Annotated in this window: 14 protein-coding genes; 7 read left to right on the forward strand and 7 right to left on the reverse strand. The window is 65.9% G+C overall.

Annotated features, from left to right (window positions below):
* Window positions 1-214 precede the first annotated feature (214 nt).
* On the reverse strand, window positions 215-1,420 hold the full coding sequence (gene tyrS, locus ABIE56_RS17065; protein WP_429244991.1) for a tyrosine--tRNA ligase: 1,206 nt from the start codon (window positions 1,418-1,420) through the stop codon (window positions 215-217).
* A gap of 193 nt (window positions 1,421-1,613) precedes the next feature.
* On the opposite strand from tyrS, the gene ABIE56_RS17070 reads away from it, so the two are divergent.
* Both ABIE56_RS17070 and ABIE56_RS17075 read left to right on the forward strand, forming a co-directional pair.
* Window positions 1,614-3,092: an OapA family protein gene (locus ABIE56_RS17070; RefSeq protein ID WP_429244992.1), complete on the forward strand. Its 1,479-nt coding sequence runs from the start codon at window positions 1,614-1,616 to the stop codon at window positions 3,090-3,092.
* 3 nt (window positions 3,093-3,095) lie between these two features.
* Window positions 3,096-4,214, forward strand: coding sequence for an anhydro-N-acetylmuramic acid kinase (locus ABIE56_RS17075; protein ID WP_429244993.1), 1,119 nt, complete (start codon window positions 3,096-3,098; stop codon window positions 4,212-4,214).
* Window positions 4,215-4,223: 9 nt separating this feature from the next.
* Here ABIE56_RS17075 and ABIE56_RS17080 read toward each other — a convergent pair whose 3' ends face one another.
* The 3 genes from ABIE56_RS17080 to ABIE56_RS17090 all read right to left on the reverse strand — a co-directional run bounded on the left by ABIE56_RS17080 (window position 4,224) and on the right by ABIE56_RS17090 (window position 6,689).
* Complete coding sequence (locus ABIE56_RS17080) at window positions 4,224-4,538, reverse strand: hypothetical protein (RefSeq protein WP_429244994.1); 315 nt, start codon at window positions 4,536-4,538, stop codon at window positions 4,224-4,226.
* Window positions 4,539-4,620: 82 nt separating this feature from the next.
* The gene (locus ABIE56_RS17085) at window positions 4,621-5,922 is read right to left on the reverse strand and encodes an AmpG family muropeptide MFS transporter (protein WP_429244995.1); all 1,302 of its coding nucleotides are present in this window, start codon (window positions 5,920-5,922) and stop codon (window positions 4,621-4,623) included.
* Complete coding sequence (locus tag ABIE56_RS17090) at window positions 5,919-6,689, reverse strand: exodeoxyribonuclease III (RefSeq protein WP_429244996.1); 771 nt, start codon at window positions 6,687-6,689, stop codon at window positions 5,919-5,921. The genes ABIE56_RS17085 and ABIE56_RS17090 overlap by 4 nt, the downstream gene beginning before the upstream one ends.
* Before the next feature lie 102 nt (window positions 6,690-6,791).
* On the opposite strand from ABIE56_RS17090, the gene pyrE reads away from it, so the two are divergent.
* Complete coding sequence (pyrE, locus tag ABIE56_RS17095; RefSeq protein ID WP_429244997.1) at window positions 6,792-7,439, forward strand: orotate phosphoribosyltransferase; 648 nt, start codon at window positions 6,792-6,794, stop codon at window positions 7,437-7,439.
* Between the two features lie 102 nt (window positions 7,440-7,541).
* A complete protein-coding gene (locus tag ABIE56_RS17100) occupies window positions 7,542-8,192 on the forward strand; it encodes a DUF4124 domain-containing protein (protein ID WP_429244998.1) in 651 nt (216 codons plus the stop codon).
* Between the two features lie 13 nt (window positions 8,193-8,205).
* Here ABIE56_RS17100 and ABIE56_RS17105 read toward each other — a convergent pair whose 3' ends face one another.
* From ABIE56_RS17105 to coaBC, 3 genes are read right to left on the reverse strand one after another with little or no spacing between them, the layout of a single operon-like run.
* Window positions 8,206-10,560 carry a phosphomannomutase/phosphoglucomutase gene (locus ABIE56_RS17105; protein WP_429244999.1) on the reverse strand — a complete coding sequence of 785 codons (2,355 nt, stop codon included), beginning with the start codon at window positions 10,558-10,560 and terminating at the stop codon, window positions 8,206-8,208.
* 24 nt (window positions 10,561-10,584) lie between these two features.
* Window positions 10,585-11,040 carry a dUTP diphosphatase gene (gene dut / locus ABIE56_RS17110; RefSeq protein ID WP_429245000.1) on the reverse strand — a complete coding sequence of 152 codons (456 nt, stop codon included), beginning with the start codon at window positions 11,038-11,040 and terminating at the stop codon, window positions 10,585-10,587.
* Window positions 11,037-12,248 carry a bifunctional phosphopantothenoylcysteine decarboxylase/phosphopantothenate--cysteine ligase CoaBC gene (gene coaBC / locus ABIE56_RS17115; RefSeq protein WP_429245001.1) on the reverse strand — a complete coding sequence of 404 codons (1,212 nt, stop codon included), beginning with the start codon at window positions 12,246-12,248 and terminating at the stop codon, window positions 11,037-11,039. Before coaBC ends, dut begins: the two co-directional genes overlap by 4 nt.
* A 172-nt stretch (window positions 12,249-12,420) precedes the next feature.
* On the opposite strand from coaBC, the gene radC reads away from it, so the two are divergent.
* The 3 genes from radC (at window position 12,421) to ABIE56_RS17130 (ending at window position 16,070) form a co-directional block, all read left to right on the forward strand.
* A complete protein-coding gene (radC, locus tag ABIE56_RS17120) occupies window positions 12,421-13,158 on the forward strand; it encodes a RadC family protein (RefSeq protein ID WP_429245002.1) in 738 nt (245 codons plus the stop codon).
* A 458-nt stretch (window positions 13,159-13,616) separates the two neighbouring features.
* Window positions 13,617-15,305: an arginine--tRNA ligase gene (argS, locus tag ABIE56_RS17125; RefSeq protein WP_429245003.1), complete on the forward strand. Its 1,689-nt coding sequence runs from the start codon at window positions 13,617-13,619 to the stop codon at window positions 15,303-15,305.
* Window positions 15,306-16,070, forward strand: coding sequence for an SPOR domain-containing protein (locus ABIE56_RS17130; protein ID WP_429245004.1), 765 nt, complete (start codon window positions 15,306-15,308; stop codon window positions 16,068-16,070).
* Window positions 16,071-16,103 lie beyond the last annotated feature (33 nt).

Below are 16,103 nucleotides of genomic sequence, written 5' to 3' on the forward strand. Positions count from 1 at the left end.
CCGCTTCAAGACATTTCGTCCTGAGTGAGCCGCCCATTCTAGATCGTTTTTCGTTTCTGTCAACACCCTCGTGAAACATTTTTTCGAGGTGGTTGCTAGATCCGAAGACCTTGGACACCGTTCGCGAAGCGCGTTCCGTGTCAGCGGGGAGGCGAATAATACGGGTTTTCGAAGGGGCCGCAACCCCTTTTGTGAAATATTTTTGAAACCGCCGTTAAATCAGGCGGATACGGGCGAAGTTTCGCTTGCCGACCTGGAGTACGCCCTCGAAACCGGCCGTGAAGACGCGCGAACCATCCTCCACGACCTCGCCATCAATACGTACGGCGCGCTCCTTGAGCTTACGGTTCGCCTCTGAATTGCTCGGCGTGACGCCCGCAGCCGTAAGAAGAGCGGCTAGGCGGAAGCCTTCGGCCGGGGCGGGAATCTGCTCCAGCGGCAACAGGCTGGTATCACCCTGCCCCGTGACCACGGCATGCCAGCCGGCGATCGCCTGCTCCGCGGCAGCCGCATCATGGAAGCGGGTGGCCAGCTCGCGCGCCAGGCGCAGCTTCGCATCGCGCGGGTTCATGGCCCCGGAGGCCACATCGGCCTTCATGGCGGCCAGCTCATCCAGCGATACATCAAAGCTGAGCAGCTCGAACCAGCGCCAGGTCAGCTCATCGCCAATCTTCATCGTCTTGGTGACGATATCGATGGCCGGTTCGTTGATACCTATGTAGTTGCCCAGGGACTTGGACATCTTGTTGACGCCATCCAGCCCCTCGAGCAGCGGCATGGTCAGCACGATCTGGGGCGCCTGGCCGTGGTGCTCCTGCAGGGCGCGGCCCATCAACAGGTTGAATTTCTGGTCGGTACCGCCCAGCTCGACATCGGCCTCCAGGGCCACCGAGTCATAGCCCTGCACCAGGGGATACAGGAACTCGTGGATGGCAATGGGCTGCTCACCCTTATAACGCTTGGCGAAATCATCGCGCTCGAGCATGCGCGCCACGGTGTGCTGGGCGGCCAGGCGGATCATGTCGGCCGCCCCCATCTTGCCGAACCACTCGGAATTGAAGCGCAGCTCGGTCTTGTCCTTGTCCAGCACCTTATAGACCTGCTCGGCGTAGGTCTGGGCGTTGGCCAGCACATCCTCGCGGGTGAGCGGCTTGCGGGTCACGTTCTTGCCCGTGGGGTCGCCGATCATCCCGGTGAAGTCACCGATCAGGAAAATGACCTGGTGCCCCAGGTCCTGGAACTGGCGCATCTTGTTGAGCAGCACGGTGTGGCCGATGTGCAGGTCGGGCGCGGTCGGGTCGAAGCCCGCCTTGATACGCAGCGGACGCCCTGTCTTAAGGCGTGCCTCGAGGTCTTCCTTCTTGATGATCTCGTCGGCTCCGCGCGCGATCAGCGCCAGCGACTGCTGCAGGTCGTTCATGCTTGCTCTCTTGTTTACGTACGTATGTATGGGTTTCGCGTGCTTCACAAATGTATGTGAAGGACGTGTAGCGGTTAATTGTGCGTTAACCGCGACATGCGATGCAAAGCCTTGATGTGAAAGGCGTTGACGTCTTTTGCACGAGGCCGTTATGGTACGCGACAACACGGGGCGAGCGGATACAAGAAAGACAATGGGTGATGAGATTCGAAGCGCGCAACATAGCGCGCGCAAACAGGCGATCCGCCGCAAGGCGCAGCGTCGCCATTCCCACTTCTATGACAATCGTGCCGCCCACTGGTCCTTCAGTCGCAATGCGTCGGCCGAGCCACTGAGCTGGTCGCGCGAGCGCTGGATCCTCGCCGGTACCGCGTTCCTGCTCGTCATTCTTTCCGCGCTGGTCATCCCCGCATGGGCCGGCGCCATGAAATCGCCCAAGATCACCGCCACCGGCAGCGTCGTGTCCGCGCCCGTCGTGCATAACGTGGTTGCACTGGCCGTGCCGAAGATGGACCCCACCGCCATCAAGCCGCTCGTCCCCGCGGAAGAATGGCAGACGGTGCAGGTGGAAGCCGGCCAGACCCTTGCCGACATCTTCCTTGCGCAAGGCCTGAACATGACCGACCTGCAGCACGTCATTGACGGCGCGGGCGGCACCAAGGTGTTCCACCAGATCAAGCCCGGCCAGGAGTTCCAGTTCCTGATCGGCGCCGACCACGTGCTCAAGGGCGTGCGCTTCGACCAGGATGAAGCCACCATCGCCACGCTGCGCCTCGATGGCGATGCAGCGAAGCTCACCACGCAGGTCCGCGATGTACAGCGCCGTGAGCACATCGCCCACGGCATCATCGATAGCTCGCTGTTCGGCGCCGCCTCGAAGGCCGGCATGAGCAACGCGATGGTGCTGAAGCTGGCCGAAGCGTTCAAGTACGACATCGATTTCGTGCAGGACCTGCGCGTTGGCGACAGCTTTACCGTCATCTATGACGACGTGTACAGCGATGGCGCTTACCTGCGCGAAGGCGACATCGTCGCCGCCGAGTTCGTGAACCAGGGCAAGCGTTACACCGCGTACCGCTATAAGAATGCCGACGGCAAGGTGAGCTACTTCAGCGAAGAAGGCCGCCCGCTCGTGGGCTCGTTCCTGCGCATTCCGGTCGATTTCACCCGCATCTCCTCGCAGTTCAGCGCCGGCCGCATGCACCCCATCCTGGGCAAAATGCGCGCGCACAAGGGCGTCGATTACGCCGCACCCACCGGCACGCCCATCCACGCCGCCGGCGATGGCGTGGTGAAGTTCCGCGGCTGGATGAATGGCTACGGCAACTTCGTGGTAATCCAGCACAACGGCACGATCAGCACCGCGTACGGCCACATGTCGCGCTTCGCCAACCTGCGCGTCGGCCAGCACGTGAGCCAGGGCACCACTATCGGCTTTGTCGGCATGACCGGCCTCGCCACAGGCCCGCACCTGCATTACGAATTCCGCGTCAACAACGTGCAGCGCGACCCGCAGACGGTCACCCTGCCGAAGCCCGAGCCGCTGCCGGCCGCACAGCTGGCGAAGTTCAAGAAGGAAGTGGTCGCCCCGCAGCTTGCCCGCCTTAACCAGCTCGATAGCAACTACAAGCTGGCCAGCGCGAAATCCGGCAACACCGCGGGTGATGACTAAGCCGTGGCGCATGCCTCGGATGGCCTTTACCTCGGCCTGATCTCGGGAACCAGTGCGGATGGCATCGATGCCGCACTGGTCCGCTTTACCGATACCCGCCCCGCGCTCGTCGCGGGGCTTACGCATGCGTGGGATGAACCGCTGCGCCAGCGGATCCTTGCCGTCGCGCAGGATGAAGAACGCCTGGACCTGGATGGTTACGGCCACCTGGATGTGGCGGTAGCACGGAGCTTCGCAGATGCCGCGCACGCCGTACTGGCCAAGGCAGGCGTGAAGGCGGCCGACGTGCGCGCCATTGGCTCGCACGGCCAGACGATTCGCCACCGCCCCGATGGCGAATACCCCTTTACCCTGCAGATCGGCGATCCCTCGGTGATCGCCGAGCGCACGCGCATCGATACGATCGCCGATTTCCGCCGCGCGGATGTCGCGGCCGGCGGCCAGGGCGCGCCACTGGTGCCCGCGTTCCATGCCACGGTGCTGCGGCCTGACAAGGGCGCGCGCGTGGTGCTGAACCTGGGTGGCATCGCCAACGTCACGCGGCTAACGCCCGACGGGCACGTCACGGGTTTCGACACGGGCCCGGCCAACGGCCTGATGGATGCGTGGTGCCTGCGCCACCGCGGTGAGGCGTTTGATCGCGATGGCCTGTTCGCTGCCACGGGTACGATCGACCCGGACCTGCTGGCCGAGCTGCTGGACGACCCGTACTTTGTGTTGCCGCCGCCGAAGAGCACCGGCCGCGAACATTTCCACCTGGCGTGGCTGGATGCCCACCCACGCGTCGCCGAGGTGTCGCCGGAGGATGTCCAGGCCACCCTGATGGCGCTCAGCGCTATTTCCATCGGAGATGCCATCCGCCAGTACGCAGGCGATGCGACCGATGTGGTCGCGTGCGGGGGTGGCGTGCACAACGCCGTGCTGATGCATGCGATCGAAGGCCGCCTCGAAGGCCGCACGCTGCACGTGAGCAGCGCGTTCGGCATCGATCCGGACCAGATGGAAGCCATGGGCTTCGCATGGCTTGCGTTCCGCCGCCTGCGTGGCGAGCCGGGCAACTTGCCGGCGGTCACGGGGGCGCGCGGCCCACGTCTGCTCGGTGCGCTGTACGCCGCACCCTGAGCGGAACCGCTACAACGGTTCCGCAGCGGCGCCTCGCTCGTAAGCTTTTGCGGCCTCCGACAACGTCGCGGGCGAGGCCTGCGATAGCGCCGCAAGCGCTTCCTGGAACGCGGCCTGCTCGTCGGCATCCCACGCACCTGTCAGGTGTGCGATATCGCCTGGTTCGAGCAATAGCTCGCTGAACACGTCGCCCGCGCTCAAACCGAGCCCGTACCGCAACGCGTGCAGTATCACTTCGTTGATCGACCAGCGCCTTTCCCGGGCGAGCTGTTTGATCCGCTCGGCCATTTGCTCGTCGATGTGTCGCACCACGATATCCGGCACGTGCGTAACCTCCTTCGCGCATGCCCCCTGTGCCGCGGATCTTACACAGAATCCCGGGGGTCGCGCATATACACCAGTCGAGCTATTCCTCTATGGCCGCCGGCGCAGGCAAGCCGCGCCACAGGATGGCCAGGACGATAAGGGTGGGCACGATCGACGCGGTGCTCACCACGAACAGGGCGGTATAGCCCGAATCCTTTACCAGGAAGCCGGAGAACCCACCCAGCAACTTGCCCGGCAAGTTGGCCAGCGCGCTTAGCAGCGCGTACTGCGTGGCGGTGAAGCGGCGGTTGACCAGCCCCGACATGAAGGCGACCAGCACGGGGCCTGCAAAGCCCTGGGCGAAGTTATCGCCCGAGAGCGTGGCAACGAACGCCCAGGTCTGCCCCGGGTTCTGGGCCATCAACAGATAAAGCATGTTGGACAGCGCCACGCCGATCGCGGAGATCACCAGCAGGCGGCGCATGTCGAACCGGGTGACCGCCCAGCCACCGAGCAACGCACCGAGGATGCCGACGATCACGCCGTAGACCTTTGACACCTCGGCGATCTGCGTTTTGCTGAAGCCCGCGTCGAGATAAAAGGGGTAAGCCATCACCCCGAGCATCTGGTCGGGCAGGCGGAACAGCGCCACGAACAACAGCAGCCCCAGGGCCAGGCCCACGCCGTAGCGCGCAAAGAAATCGCGAAAAGGCCCGATGAAGCCTTCCTGTACGGCCACGGCAAACGGCACCCGCTCGCGCACGCGGTGTTCCGGCTCTCGCGCGACCAGTACCGTGGCGACGGGAATAAGCAGCAACGCGCAGATGGCCATGTAGCCCTTCTGCCAGCCGAGCGCATCGGCCACGATAAGAATGCCCGCGCCGCCCGCGATCAGGCCAAGCCGGTAGCCGAGCGTGTACGTGGCGGCCAACGCCCCCTGCGCTTCCGGGGGCGCGATCTCGACACGGTACGCATCCACGACGATATCGACCGTGGCCCCCGCGAAGGCGGCCAGCAAGGTCATGCCCAGGAAGCGCTGCAGCGATTCCGCCGGTGGCATCATCGCCATGCCGAACAGGCCCACGGCCAGCAACAGCAGCGCGAACATCAGCCAGCCGCGGCGCTGGCCCAGCCGGCAGAACAGCGGCAGGCGCACCTTATCCACCGCCGGCGCCCACACGAACTTGAAGTTGTAGGCGAAGGTGACGAAGCTGGCGACGCCAATGGCGCCGTAATCCACCCCCGATTCCTTCAGCCACGCCGAAAGCGTGTTGCCGACCAGCAGGAACGGAAGGCCCGATGCCAGCCCGAGGAACAGCATGACCACCGCGCCTGGCTGCGCGAACGCGGCGAACAGGCCGCGCCAGCCCTTATAGCGGGCCCTGCCCTGCGTTTCGGTCACTCCGCGTAGTCCACGGTGAACGGCGCATGGTCGGAGAAGCGCTCATCCCGGTAGATCGAGCAGCCGCGCAGGCGATCGCGCAGGCCCGGGGTGACGATCTGGTAATCGATACGCCAACCCACGTTGTTCGCCCGGGCCTGGCCGCGGTTGCTCCACCAGGTGTATTCCACGGCATCCGGCTTCAGCGCGCGGAAGCTATCCACCCAGCCGATCTCCTTGAACAGCAGGTCGAGCCACGCGCGCTCCGCGGGCAGGCAGCCGGAGTTTTTCTGGTTGGAGGTCCAGTTCTTGATGTCGTCCTTCGTGTGCACGATGTTCCAGTCGCCGCACAGCACGTAATCGCGGCCGCTGGCCGCCCACTCGCGGAAGATGGGCGTGAGCCATTCCATGATCCGGAACTTGTACTGCTGCCGCTCATCGCCCGACGAGCCGGAGGGGATGTAAAACGACACGACGCTGAGGTTGCCGTAGCGCGCCTCGATGTAACGGCCCTCGCAATCGAAATCCTCGCGACCCAGCGACGTACGGATTTCGTCGGGCTCGCGTTTGGAGTAGATGGCTACGCCGCTGTAACCCTTCTTGCTGCGTGCATCGTGGTAGAAGCAGTGGTGCCCGTCGGGGCGAAACATCGGATCGGTCAGCTGCGCTTCCTGCGCCTTGGTTTCCTGCAGGCAGACCACGTCGGCGTCCTGCTGGCGCAACCATTCGAACACGCCCTTGGTGGCGGCGGAACGGATGCCATTGGCGTTCAGGGAAATGATGCGCATGGGATCTCTGGTCAATGAGCGATGGGCCCATGATAGCAACCGAGGCGAGCCCGGGCGCCGCGCGGTACCATGGCGGCCTTTGCTTCTACCGGGATACCCGCCGTGCACGATTACCAGCGCGAATTCATCGAGCTCACGCTCGCCCGCGACGTCCTCCGCTTTGGCGAATTCACCCTGAAGTCGGGCCGCACCAGCCCGTACTTCTTCAACATGGGCCGGATCGATTCGGGCGCCGCGCTAGCCCGGCTGGGCCGATCGTACGCGGCAGCCGCCGTGCGCTCCGGGGTCGCGTTCGACATGCTGTTCGGCCCGGCCTACAAGGGCATCGCACTGGCGGCGGCAACGGCCATCGCGCTGGCCGATACCCAGGACCGCGACGTACCCTGGGCGTACAACCGCAAGGAAGCCAAGGACCACGGCGAGGGCGGCATGCTCGTCGGTGCCCCGTTGAAAGGCCGCGTACTCATCGTCGATGACGTGATGACCGCCGGCACGGCCGTTCGTGAATCGCTGGAGCTCATCCGCGCCCAGGGCGCCGAACCCGCCGGCGTGCTCATTGCGCTCGACCGCCAGGAGCGCGGCCAGGGTGAGCTTTCCGCCGCCCAGGAAGTCGCCTCGCACTTTGGTATCCCGGTCATCGCCATCGCCAGCCTGGCCGATGTGCTCACCTACGCCGGCGAGCGCCCGGAGCTGGCCAGCGAACATGAACGGCTGCTCGCCTACCGCGCGCAGTACGGCGTGAAGGGCTGACAAAACCCACGACCGCGTCACGCCGGAACGCACCTGTGTTGCCGACCGTGCGCCGAACCGGGCGCACGGCTGGCTATACTCCGGTGACAGGAGGGGACATCAATGCGAGCAGTGCGTTACATCCTTGCGGGAACGGTGCTGGTCATGGCCACATCCGCCATAGGCGCCCAAAACGACAGGAACAACAACGGCTACCGCTATCGCTGGAAGGATGCGTCCGGCCAGTCGAACTTCAGCGATAGCCTCACCGCCGATGCCATGAAAGCGGGCTACGACATAGTCAATGCGCAAGGCGTGGTGGTACAGCACGTCAATCGCCAGCTGACCGCCGATGAACGCGCAGCGGCAAAGAAAATTGCCGACGAGCAGGCCGCCGCAAAGGCCGCGGCCGATCAGCGCCAGCGCGATGACATGCAGATGCTGAACGCCTATCCGACGGAACAGGCGTTCACGGCGTCCCGGCAATCGCAGGTGGATAACTTCCACCAGGCGGTGAACACCACCCAGCTAAACCTGCAGGGCCAGGAAAAGACCCTGGCCGATCTGCTGAACCGTGCCGGTGACCTGGAACGCGCCAAGCAGCCCGTGCCCCCGTATCTCACCACCCGCATCGGCGAGCAGCGCAACACGGTGGCGGGCCTGCGTGCCACGTTGCAGCGCCAGCAGGCCGCCGAAACGGCCGCCAAGGCCAGCATGGCCGCCGATGTGCAGCATTACCGCCAGCTGAGGGCGGCAAACCCGAACGGCGGCTAAGGCCGCCGTTCGCTCAGAACGGCAACGGCAGCTTCGCGTCCACCGCGTGAAGCTGCAGCCGGAACGCCTGCTTCACCCGCTCCAGCACCTTCGCGCTATCCGCATCAAAGCGGAACACCAGCGCGGGCGATGTATTGGAGGCGCGGACCAGGCCCCAGCCATCCGGCCAATCCGCACGCACGCCATCCAGCGTGCTGATACGTGCTTCCTCAAACGCGGCTTTCGCCCGGAAAGCCTCCATGAACCGTGCCGGCGCGCCTTCGGGCATGGGCAGGCGAATTTCCGGCGTCGAGACACTCTTGGGCAAGCCTTCGAAGATCTCGGTCGGCGTGCGGTCCTCGAGATCGGCCGCGAGGATTTCCATGAGGCGCGCCGCGGCGTAAACGCCATCGTCGAACCCGTACCAGCGGTTATTGTCGGCAAAGAAGAAGTGGCCGCTCATTTCGCCAGCCAGCGCCGCGCCGGTGTCGCGCATCTTGGCCTTGATCAGCGAATGCCCGGTGCGCCACATCAGGGGCACGCCTGCCGCCTCCTGTATCACCTTGCGCAGGTGCCCCGTGCACTTCACGTCGTAGATCACCGTCGCGCCCGGGTTACGCGCCAGCACATCCTGTGCATAAAGCATCAGCAGGCGATCGGGGTAGATGATCTCCCCGCCCGGCGTCACCACGCCCAGCCTGTCGCCATCGCCATCGAACGCGATACCGAGGTCGGCGCCTATCGTATGCACAGCGGCGATCAGGTCGGCCAGGTTGTGCGGGTCGGACGGATCCGGATGGTGGTTCGGGAAACGGCCATCCACATCGCAATACAGCGGCACCACCTCGCAGCCAATTTCTTCGAGCACGCGAGGGGCCACCACGCCCGCCGCGCCGTTGCCGGCATCGACCACGATCTTCATCCGGCGCTGGGTGGATACATCGTCGGCCACCCGGTTCACGTAGGCATCAACCACCGACTGCTCGCGCCAGCTGCCATGGCCGCCGGTGGGCAGGCCACCCGCGGCGATACGGCGGTAAAGATCGGCAATGGCGTCCTCAGCCAGCGTTTCACCGCCCACCACGATCTTGAAGCCGTTGTGCTCGGCCGGGTTGTGGCTGCCCGTTACCGCCACGCCACAGCCGGTACCCAGCTGGAAACAGGCGAAGTACACCAGCGGGCTGGGGACGACGCCCAGGTCGATCACATCAATGCCCGCCTCGCGCAGGCCATCGGCCAGCGCGCCAGCGAGCTCAGGCCCCGACAACCGGCCGTCGCGGCCAACCACGATCTCGCGCAGGTCACGCTCCTGCATAACCGCGCCGATCGCCTGCCCGATCTGGCGTGCGGCATCGGCGGTCAGCGTGCCGCCGGCGACGCCACGGATGTCGTACGCACGGAAAATGGCCGGATCCACTGCCGCAGGGGCAGCCACCGGCGTGCGTGGGGCCGCCGCGCGCGCGGGCGCCAGCGGTGCGCTACCGGCGTCGCCCGGTGCAGGCGGCAGGCGCGGCTTTCGTTGCACATCGGCGACGAGCACGTCTTCTTCGACTGGCTCGGGCGCTGCCACCGGTGCGGGGCGGCTTCGCGACCAGAGCAGGAAGGCGCCCCCGCCAAGGCCGATAAGCGCCAGCAACGCGGCCAGCACTTCGGAATGCGGAATGACGATGAAGGCCCGCGGCATCGCCGCGAATACAAACAGCGCCGTGCCGGTGATGCGCTGCCCGTTGGGCTCGGTGTCCCCGCTCCGGCTGCCCTTGGCGATCAGGTTGAGGCTATCCGGGCCATCGCCCTGGCGCAGCTCCAACCGGCCACCGTGTGGCGATACGCTCTCAAAGCGCGTGGCAATGCCATCAAACGGATATTCCAGCCACGCCCAGGCACGCAGCGTGCCGCCGGCCTGGATCGGTTCGACCACGCTCAGCTGGCGCTTACCGCCGCTGAACTGGGTACTTGCCGGGGGCGGCTCGGGTGAGCCCAGGGCAGCCATCAGCTGGGCCGCCTTCGCATAGCCGAATTCACGGTAGTTGGCGCGAACGACCTCATCCAGGCCGGGGGTGAAAATCTCGACGGCCTGCGCGGTAGGCAACAGGGTGCGCAGCCGGGCGGCGGCAGCGGCGTGGTCATCGATCCCCGCCAGCACCGCGGGGTCGTTCACGGCCCCCTGGAACTGCTTGCGCAACGTGGCGTAGTCGCTGGAAAGCGCGCGCACGGCTTCCGCCTGCGATGCGCGCACTTCGGCGGCCGCATTTTCTTCGTCAGCGATCAGCCATGCCTGCCAGGCGCAGAAAGCGCCAGCCACGATCAGCACGGTGGCCCCCACCAATGTGAGCAGCTGCCGCGCATCGACGCGAGGCCCCCGCCCCACCCCTCTCGCTATCCGAGCCATGTTGCCCCTTACCCTTCCGGAGTATTAGTTGACGCCGGTGGAACCAAACCCGCCCTCGCCCCGATGCGAAGGTGCAAAGCCGTCGACGACCCGCAAGCGCGCCCGGCCGACCGGCACCAGCAATAATTGCGCAATCCGGTCCCCCGGCGCGATGGTGAATTCGGCAGTTCCGCGATTCCATGCCGAAATCATCAGCGGCCCCTGGTAGTCGGCATCGATCACGCCCACCAGGTTGCCCATCACCAGGCCCTGCTTATGCCCCAGGCCCGAGCGCGGCACAATCAGGGCACACCAGCCCGGGTCGCCAATGTGGATGGCCATGCCGGTCGGCACGAGCACGCTCTCACCGGGCTCCAGGGTCACAGGCGCCTCCACGGCGGCGCGCAGGTCCATGCCAGCGCTTCCGTCCGTCGCCGGTTCCGGCAGCGGGATGCTATCGCCCAGGCGGGGATCAAGGACCTTCAGTTCAATATCGATCAAGAGCGGTTTCCGTCTTTGGCGAGGAATCGGGCAGCCACGTGGGCCATGAGCTGGCGAGCCAGGTCGGTCTTCGGCGCCCGCGCCAGCACGGCATCACCATCGGCCCAGAACAGGTGGAGCGCGTTATCGGCCACCTCGAACCCACGCCCCGCGCCCACTTCATTGGCAGCGATCATATCCAGCCCCTTCCGGGCCAGCTTGTCGCGGGCATAGTCGGCCACGTCGCGTGTTTCCGCGGCGAAGCCCACCAGGAAGGGATGAACCGGGAGTGCCGCCAGCGCGCCGATGATGTCGGGGTTTTCTGCCAGCTCAAGGCGGAGTGGCTCACCGCCGGCCTTCTTCAGCTTGTGCTCGGCGGCATCGGCGGGGCGGTAATCGCCCACGGCGGCCGCGCCGATATACATGTCGGCACCCTCGGCCGCGGCAAGCACCGCCTGGTGCATCTGCCGGGCGCTGCGTACATCCACCCGGCGCACACCCGGGGGCGTGGCCAGCGCGACAGGGCCTGCGACCAGGGTCACCTCGGCGCCGGCATCGCGTGCCGCCTCGGCCACCGCAAAGCCCATGCGGCCGGAACTCCGGTTGCCGATAAAGCGCACCGGATCAATGTCTTCGTAGGTGGGGCCCGCGCTTACCACGACGCGGCGGCCACGCAGCGGCTGGTCGCCAAACGAGGCCACCAGGATATCGCGCAGTTCGTGCGGCTCGAGCATGCGGCCCGAGCCGATATCACCACAGGCCTGGTCGCCATCGGCGGGGCCAAGCACCTGTACGCCACGCACGCGCAGCGTGCCCACGTTGGCCTGGACCGCCGGGTTGGCCCACATCTGCTGGTTCATGGCCGGCGCAACGTAAACCGGGGCGGCAGTCGCCAGCACCACGGTGGAAAGCAGGTCGTTCGCAAAGCCATGGGCAAGTCGCGCGATGGTATCGGCGCTGGCAGGGGCGATCAGTACGCGCTCGGCCCACTTGGCCAGCTCAATGTGGCCCATGGCCGCTTCGCCCGCTTCGTCCCACAGGCTCACCCGCACCGGTTGCCCGGAAAGGGCCTGGAACGTCGTGGGGGTGACGAAGTGCGTGGCGCCCTCGGTCATCACGATGCGCACCTCGGCCTCAAGGTCACGCAGGCGGCGCACGAGTTCGCAAATCTTGTAGGCGGCAATGCCGCCGGTGACGCCGATCAGGATGCGACGCTGGCGGAGGGTCATGGCGAAACATGGCTTAGCGGCTGGACGCGCTAGCTTAACGGATTTCCCCTACGCAACCCCGTGAGTTCGGGCCGGCCCTTTTTCCGAATCCTTCCCTCGTCAGGCGGGGCCGGGCAACCGTAACGTGAGGATCTCCCCGCCAGCCCGCCGGGGCATGCACAGGAAGCGCCCGATGCCACGCCCACCGCACACACGCCACACCGCCCGGGATAGCGCCCCCGATACCTCCGCGTGGTCACGCCCCATCCACGCCTGGCCGGAGCGCGATCGCCCGCGCGAACGCCTGCTGCAAAAAGGCCCCAATGCCCTTTCCGATGCCGAACTGGTCGCCGTACTGCTGGGCAACGGCAGCCGCGGCGTGGATGCCGTCACCATGGGGCGCACCCTGCTGGCCAGGGCGGGTGGCGTGGGCAAGCTGCTGGCGGGGGCCGCCGATATGGATCACCTGCCCGGCGTCGGGCCGGTCAAGCGGGCCCGGCTGATCGCCGCGATCGAGCTGGCCCGCCGCTCGCTTGGCGAAGGCCTGACCCAGCTGCCCCTCATCGAGGGTGCGGACGATTGCTTCGCGTTCCTGAAGGCCCGGCTCTTTCATATGAAACACGAGGTGATCGGCTGCCTGTTCCTTGATGTGCGCCACCGGGTGATCAGCTTCGAGATCCTGGCCGAGGGCTCGGTCACCAGTGCGGAGCTCTACCCCCGCGAGCTGGTGCGGGCGTGCCTTCGCCACCATGCGGTCAGCGTCATCCTGGCCCACAACCACCCCTCGGGCGATACCACGCCCAGCGCCGATGACCGGGCCATGACCCTCGCCATGCGCGAGGCGCTGAATGTCGTGGAAATCAAGCTGCTGGACCACATCGTCATCGGCGCGGGCAAGCCGGTATCCATGGCCAGGCTGGGCCTGATCTAGGGCCGCCGCCAAAAAAAATGACGGCGCGAGTGCCGCTCGCGCCGTCATGGGTCACCTGTCGAGGGAGGGGCATCGATAACCCGTGCGTGCCGTGGGCCGGGGAGACACCGGGCACGAAGAAAAGTGTGACAGCGGCCGATGACAGGCCCATGACGTGCCGGTTCCGGGCAGCTTGCAGGCTTGCATTATCTGACTTATGCACATCGGCGCTTTTTTTCAGTTGCCCGTCACAGCTGTTGTCCCAGCGCAGGTCACGAACCTAACCCATTGTTTGGTTAGGGTTTAGCTTATTACGCAGTGATGTCACGCATTCGCCAGCACGTGGCATCCGGCCGGCGGCGGGTATTGCCCACAGAGTTATCCACAGGGCTGTGGAGAACCTGGCCCACCCCGCCGGGGCGGGCCGTGTAGCCCCTTTCTGCTAGGATTACCGGTTCCATATCCGTGTCGCGAAGCCCGTGAAACAAGAGCTCAAACAACTCGTACTGCAGGCCATCGGCGCCATGCGGGAGTCCGGCAAGCTGCCGTCCGATTTCGTGGCCCCGGTGTTCGTGATCGAGCGCACGCGCAGCCGTGAGCACGGTGATTTCGCCACCAACGCCGCCATGATGATGGCCAAGGCCGCTGGCCGGAAGCCGCGCGATATCGCTACCGACCTGGTCGAGGCCCTGCCGGCCTCGCCGCTGGTGGGCAAGGTCGAGATCGCCGGCCCGGGCTTCATCAACTTCTTCCTGGCACCGGCGGCGTTCCACGCCGAGATCGAGCGCGCGCTGGCGGAAACGGATCGCTACGGCCACAACCGTGATGGCGGTGGCCGCACGGCGGGCGTTGAGTACGTATCGGCCAACCCGACCGGCCCCCTGCACGTCGGCCACGGCCGCGCGGCGGCCATCGGCGACAGCATCGGCCGCCTGCTCCACGCCACCGGCTACAAGGTGTTCCGCGAGTTCTACTACAACGACGCGGGCGTGCAGATTGCCAACCTGGCCCTCTCCACCCAGTGCCGCGCCAGGGGTATTGCCCCGGATGAAGCCGGCTGGCCGGAATCCGGCTACCGCGGCGACTACATCGCCGAAGTGGCCCGCGCGTTCCTGGCGAAGGAATCGGTCGAGGCTGATGGCGAGACCGTCACCGCCACGGGCGATGCCGATAACCTGGACGACATCCGCCGCTTCGCCGTGGCCTCGCTGCGCCATGAGCAGGACCTGGACCTGAAGGCCTTCGGTGTCTCGTTCGATGTGTACTACCTCGAATCCTCGCTGTACTCCGAGGGCAAGGTGGATGAGACCGTGCGCGAACTGATCGCGCATGGCCACACCTACGAGGAAGGCGGCGCGCTGTGGCTGCGTTCCACCGATTTCGGTGACGACAAGGACCGCGTCATGCGCAAGTCCGACGGCACCTACACGTACTTCCTGCCCGATGTGGCCTACCACCGCACCAAGTGGCAGCGCGGTTACGAGCGCGCCATCACCGAACTGGGCAGCGACCACCACGGCTCGCTGGCCCGCGTGAAGGCTGGCCTGCAGGCGCTGGATGCCGGCATTCCGAAGAACTGGCCGGAATACGTGCTCCACCAGATGGTCACGGTGATGAAGGGCGGCGAGGAGGTGAAGATCTCCAAGCGCGCCGGTTCGTACGTGACCCTGCGCGACCTGATCGATGAAGTGGGCCGCGATGCGACCCGCTACTTCCTCATCGCGCGCAAGGCCGATTCGCAGCTCGTGTTCGATATCGACCTGGCCCGCTCGCAGAGCAACGATAACCCGGTGTATTACATCCAGTACGCCCACGCCCGCGCCTGCCGCGTGTTCCGCGAACTGGCCGATCGTGGCCTTACCACCAGCCGTTCCAATGGCATGGCCAGGCTGCCGTCGCTCGATACCGAGCACGAGCAGGCGCTGATGGTCGAGCTGTCGCGTTACCCCGAAGTGGTGGAAGCCGCCGGCGCCAATCTGGAACCGCACCTGATCGCGCAATACCTGCGCGAACTCGCGGGCGCGCTGCACAGTTACTATCACGAGCACAAATGGATTGTTGACGACGCCGACCTGCGCGATGCCCGCCTTACCCTGGTGGCCGCCACGCAGCAGGTGCTCCGCAACGGTCTGGACCTGCTGGGCATCAGTGCCCCGGAGAGCATGTAAATGGCAACACGCAAGAAGGGCAAAGGCCGTCAGGCGGTCCGCAACAGCTCCGGCGGCATGCCGGGCTGGGGCTGGGCGCTGATCGGCATCCTTGCCGGCGCCCTGCTCATGGCCTTCGCCATGAAGGGCAGCTTCATGCCCATGAAGAAGGATGGCCCGGAGCCGAACCCGCAGGCCACCGCGCAGAAGGGCAGCGAGCCGGGCGTGGCCGATACGGCCGAGCCTGAGAAGGCGGACAACAAGCCGCGCAAGCCGTCGTACGACTTCTACTCGGTGCTCTCCGAGAAGGAAGTGCGTATCCCCGATGCGGAAATCCACGCCCAGGCCAAGGCCGAGGCGCAGCAGAACCAGCAACAGCAGGCTGCGGCACAGCAGCAGGCGCAGGCCGCCCAGCAGGCCCAGGCAGCGGCTGCCCAGCAACAGCAGCAGACGCAGCAGGCCGCGGCCGCGGCGAACAACCTGCCGAAGGCCAGCACGCAGACGGTCACCGCCGCACCTGCGCAAGCCCAGGCCCCGGCGTCGTCCGGTGGCAGCGGGTATCTGCTCCAGGTGGGCGCGTTCCCGAGCGCGGCCGATGCCGAAGCCCTCAAGGCCAAGCTGGCCCTGCAGGGCTTCATCGCCAACGTGCAGCCGGTGAAGGTGGGCGCGCAGACCTACAACCGCGTGCGCCTGGGGCCGTTCAAGTCGGCCACCGAGCTGGAGAGCACGCAGCAGCGTTTGCAATCGGCCGGCATCAAGGCCATCGCGCTCAAAGAAGGCTCCTGAGCGCAGCTATATCCCTGTAGGAGCGCGCTCCTA

The organism is Luteibacter sp. 621 (assembly GCF_050435445.1).
GTDB lineage: Bacteria > Pseudomonadota > Gammaproteobacteria > Xanthomonadales > Rhodanobacteraceae > Luteibacter.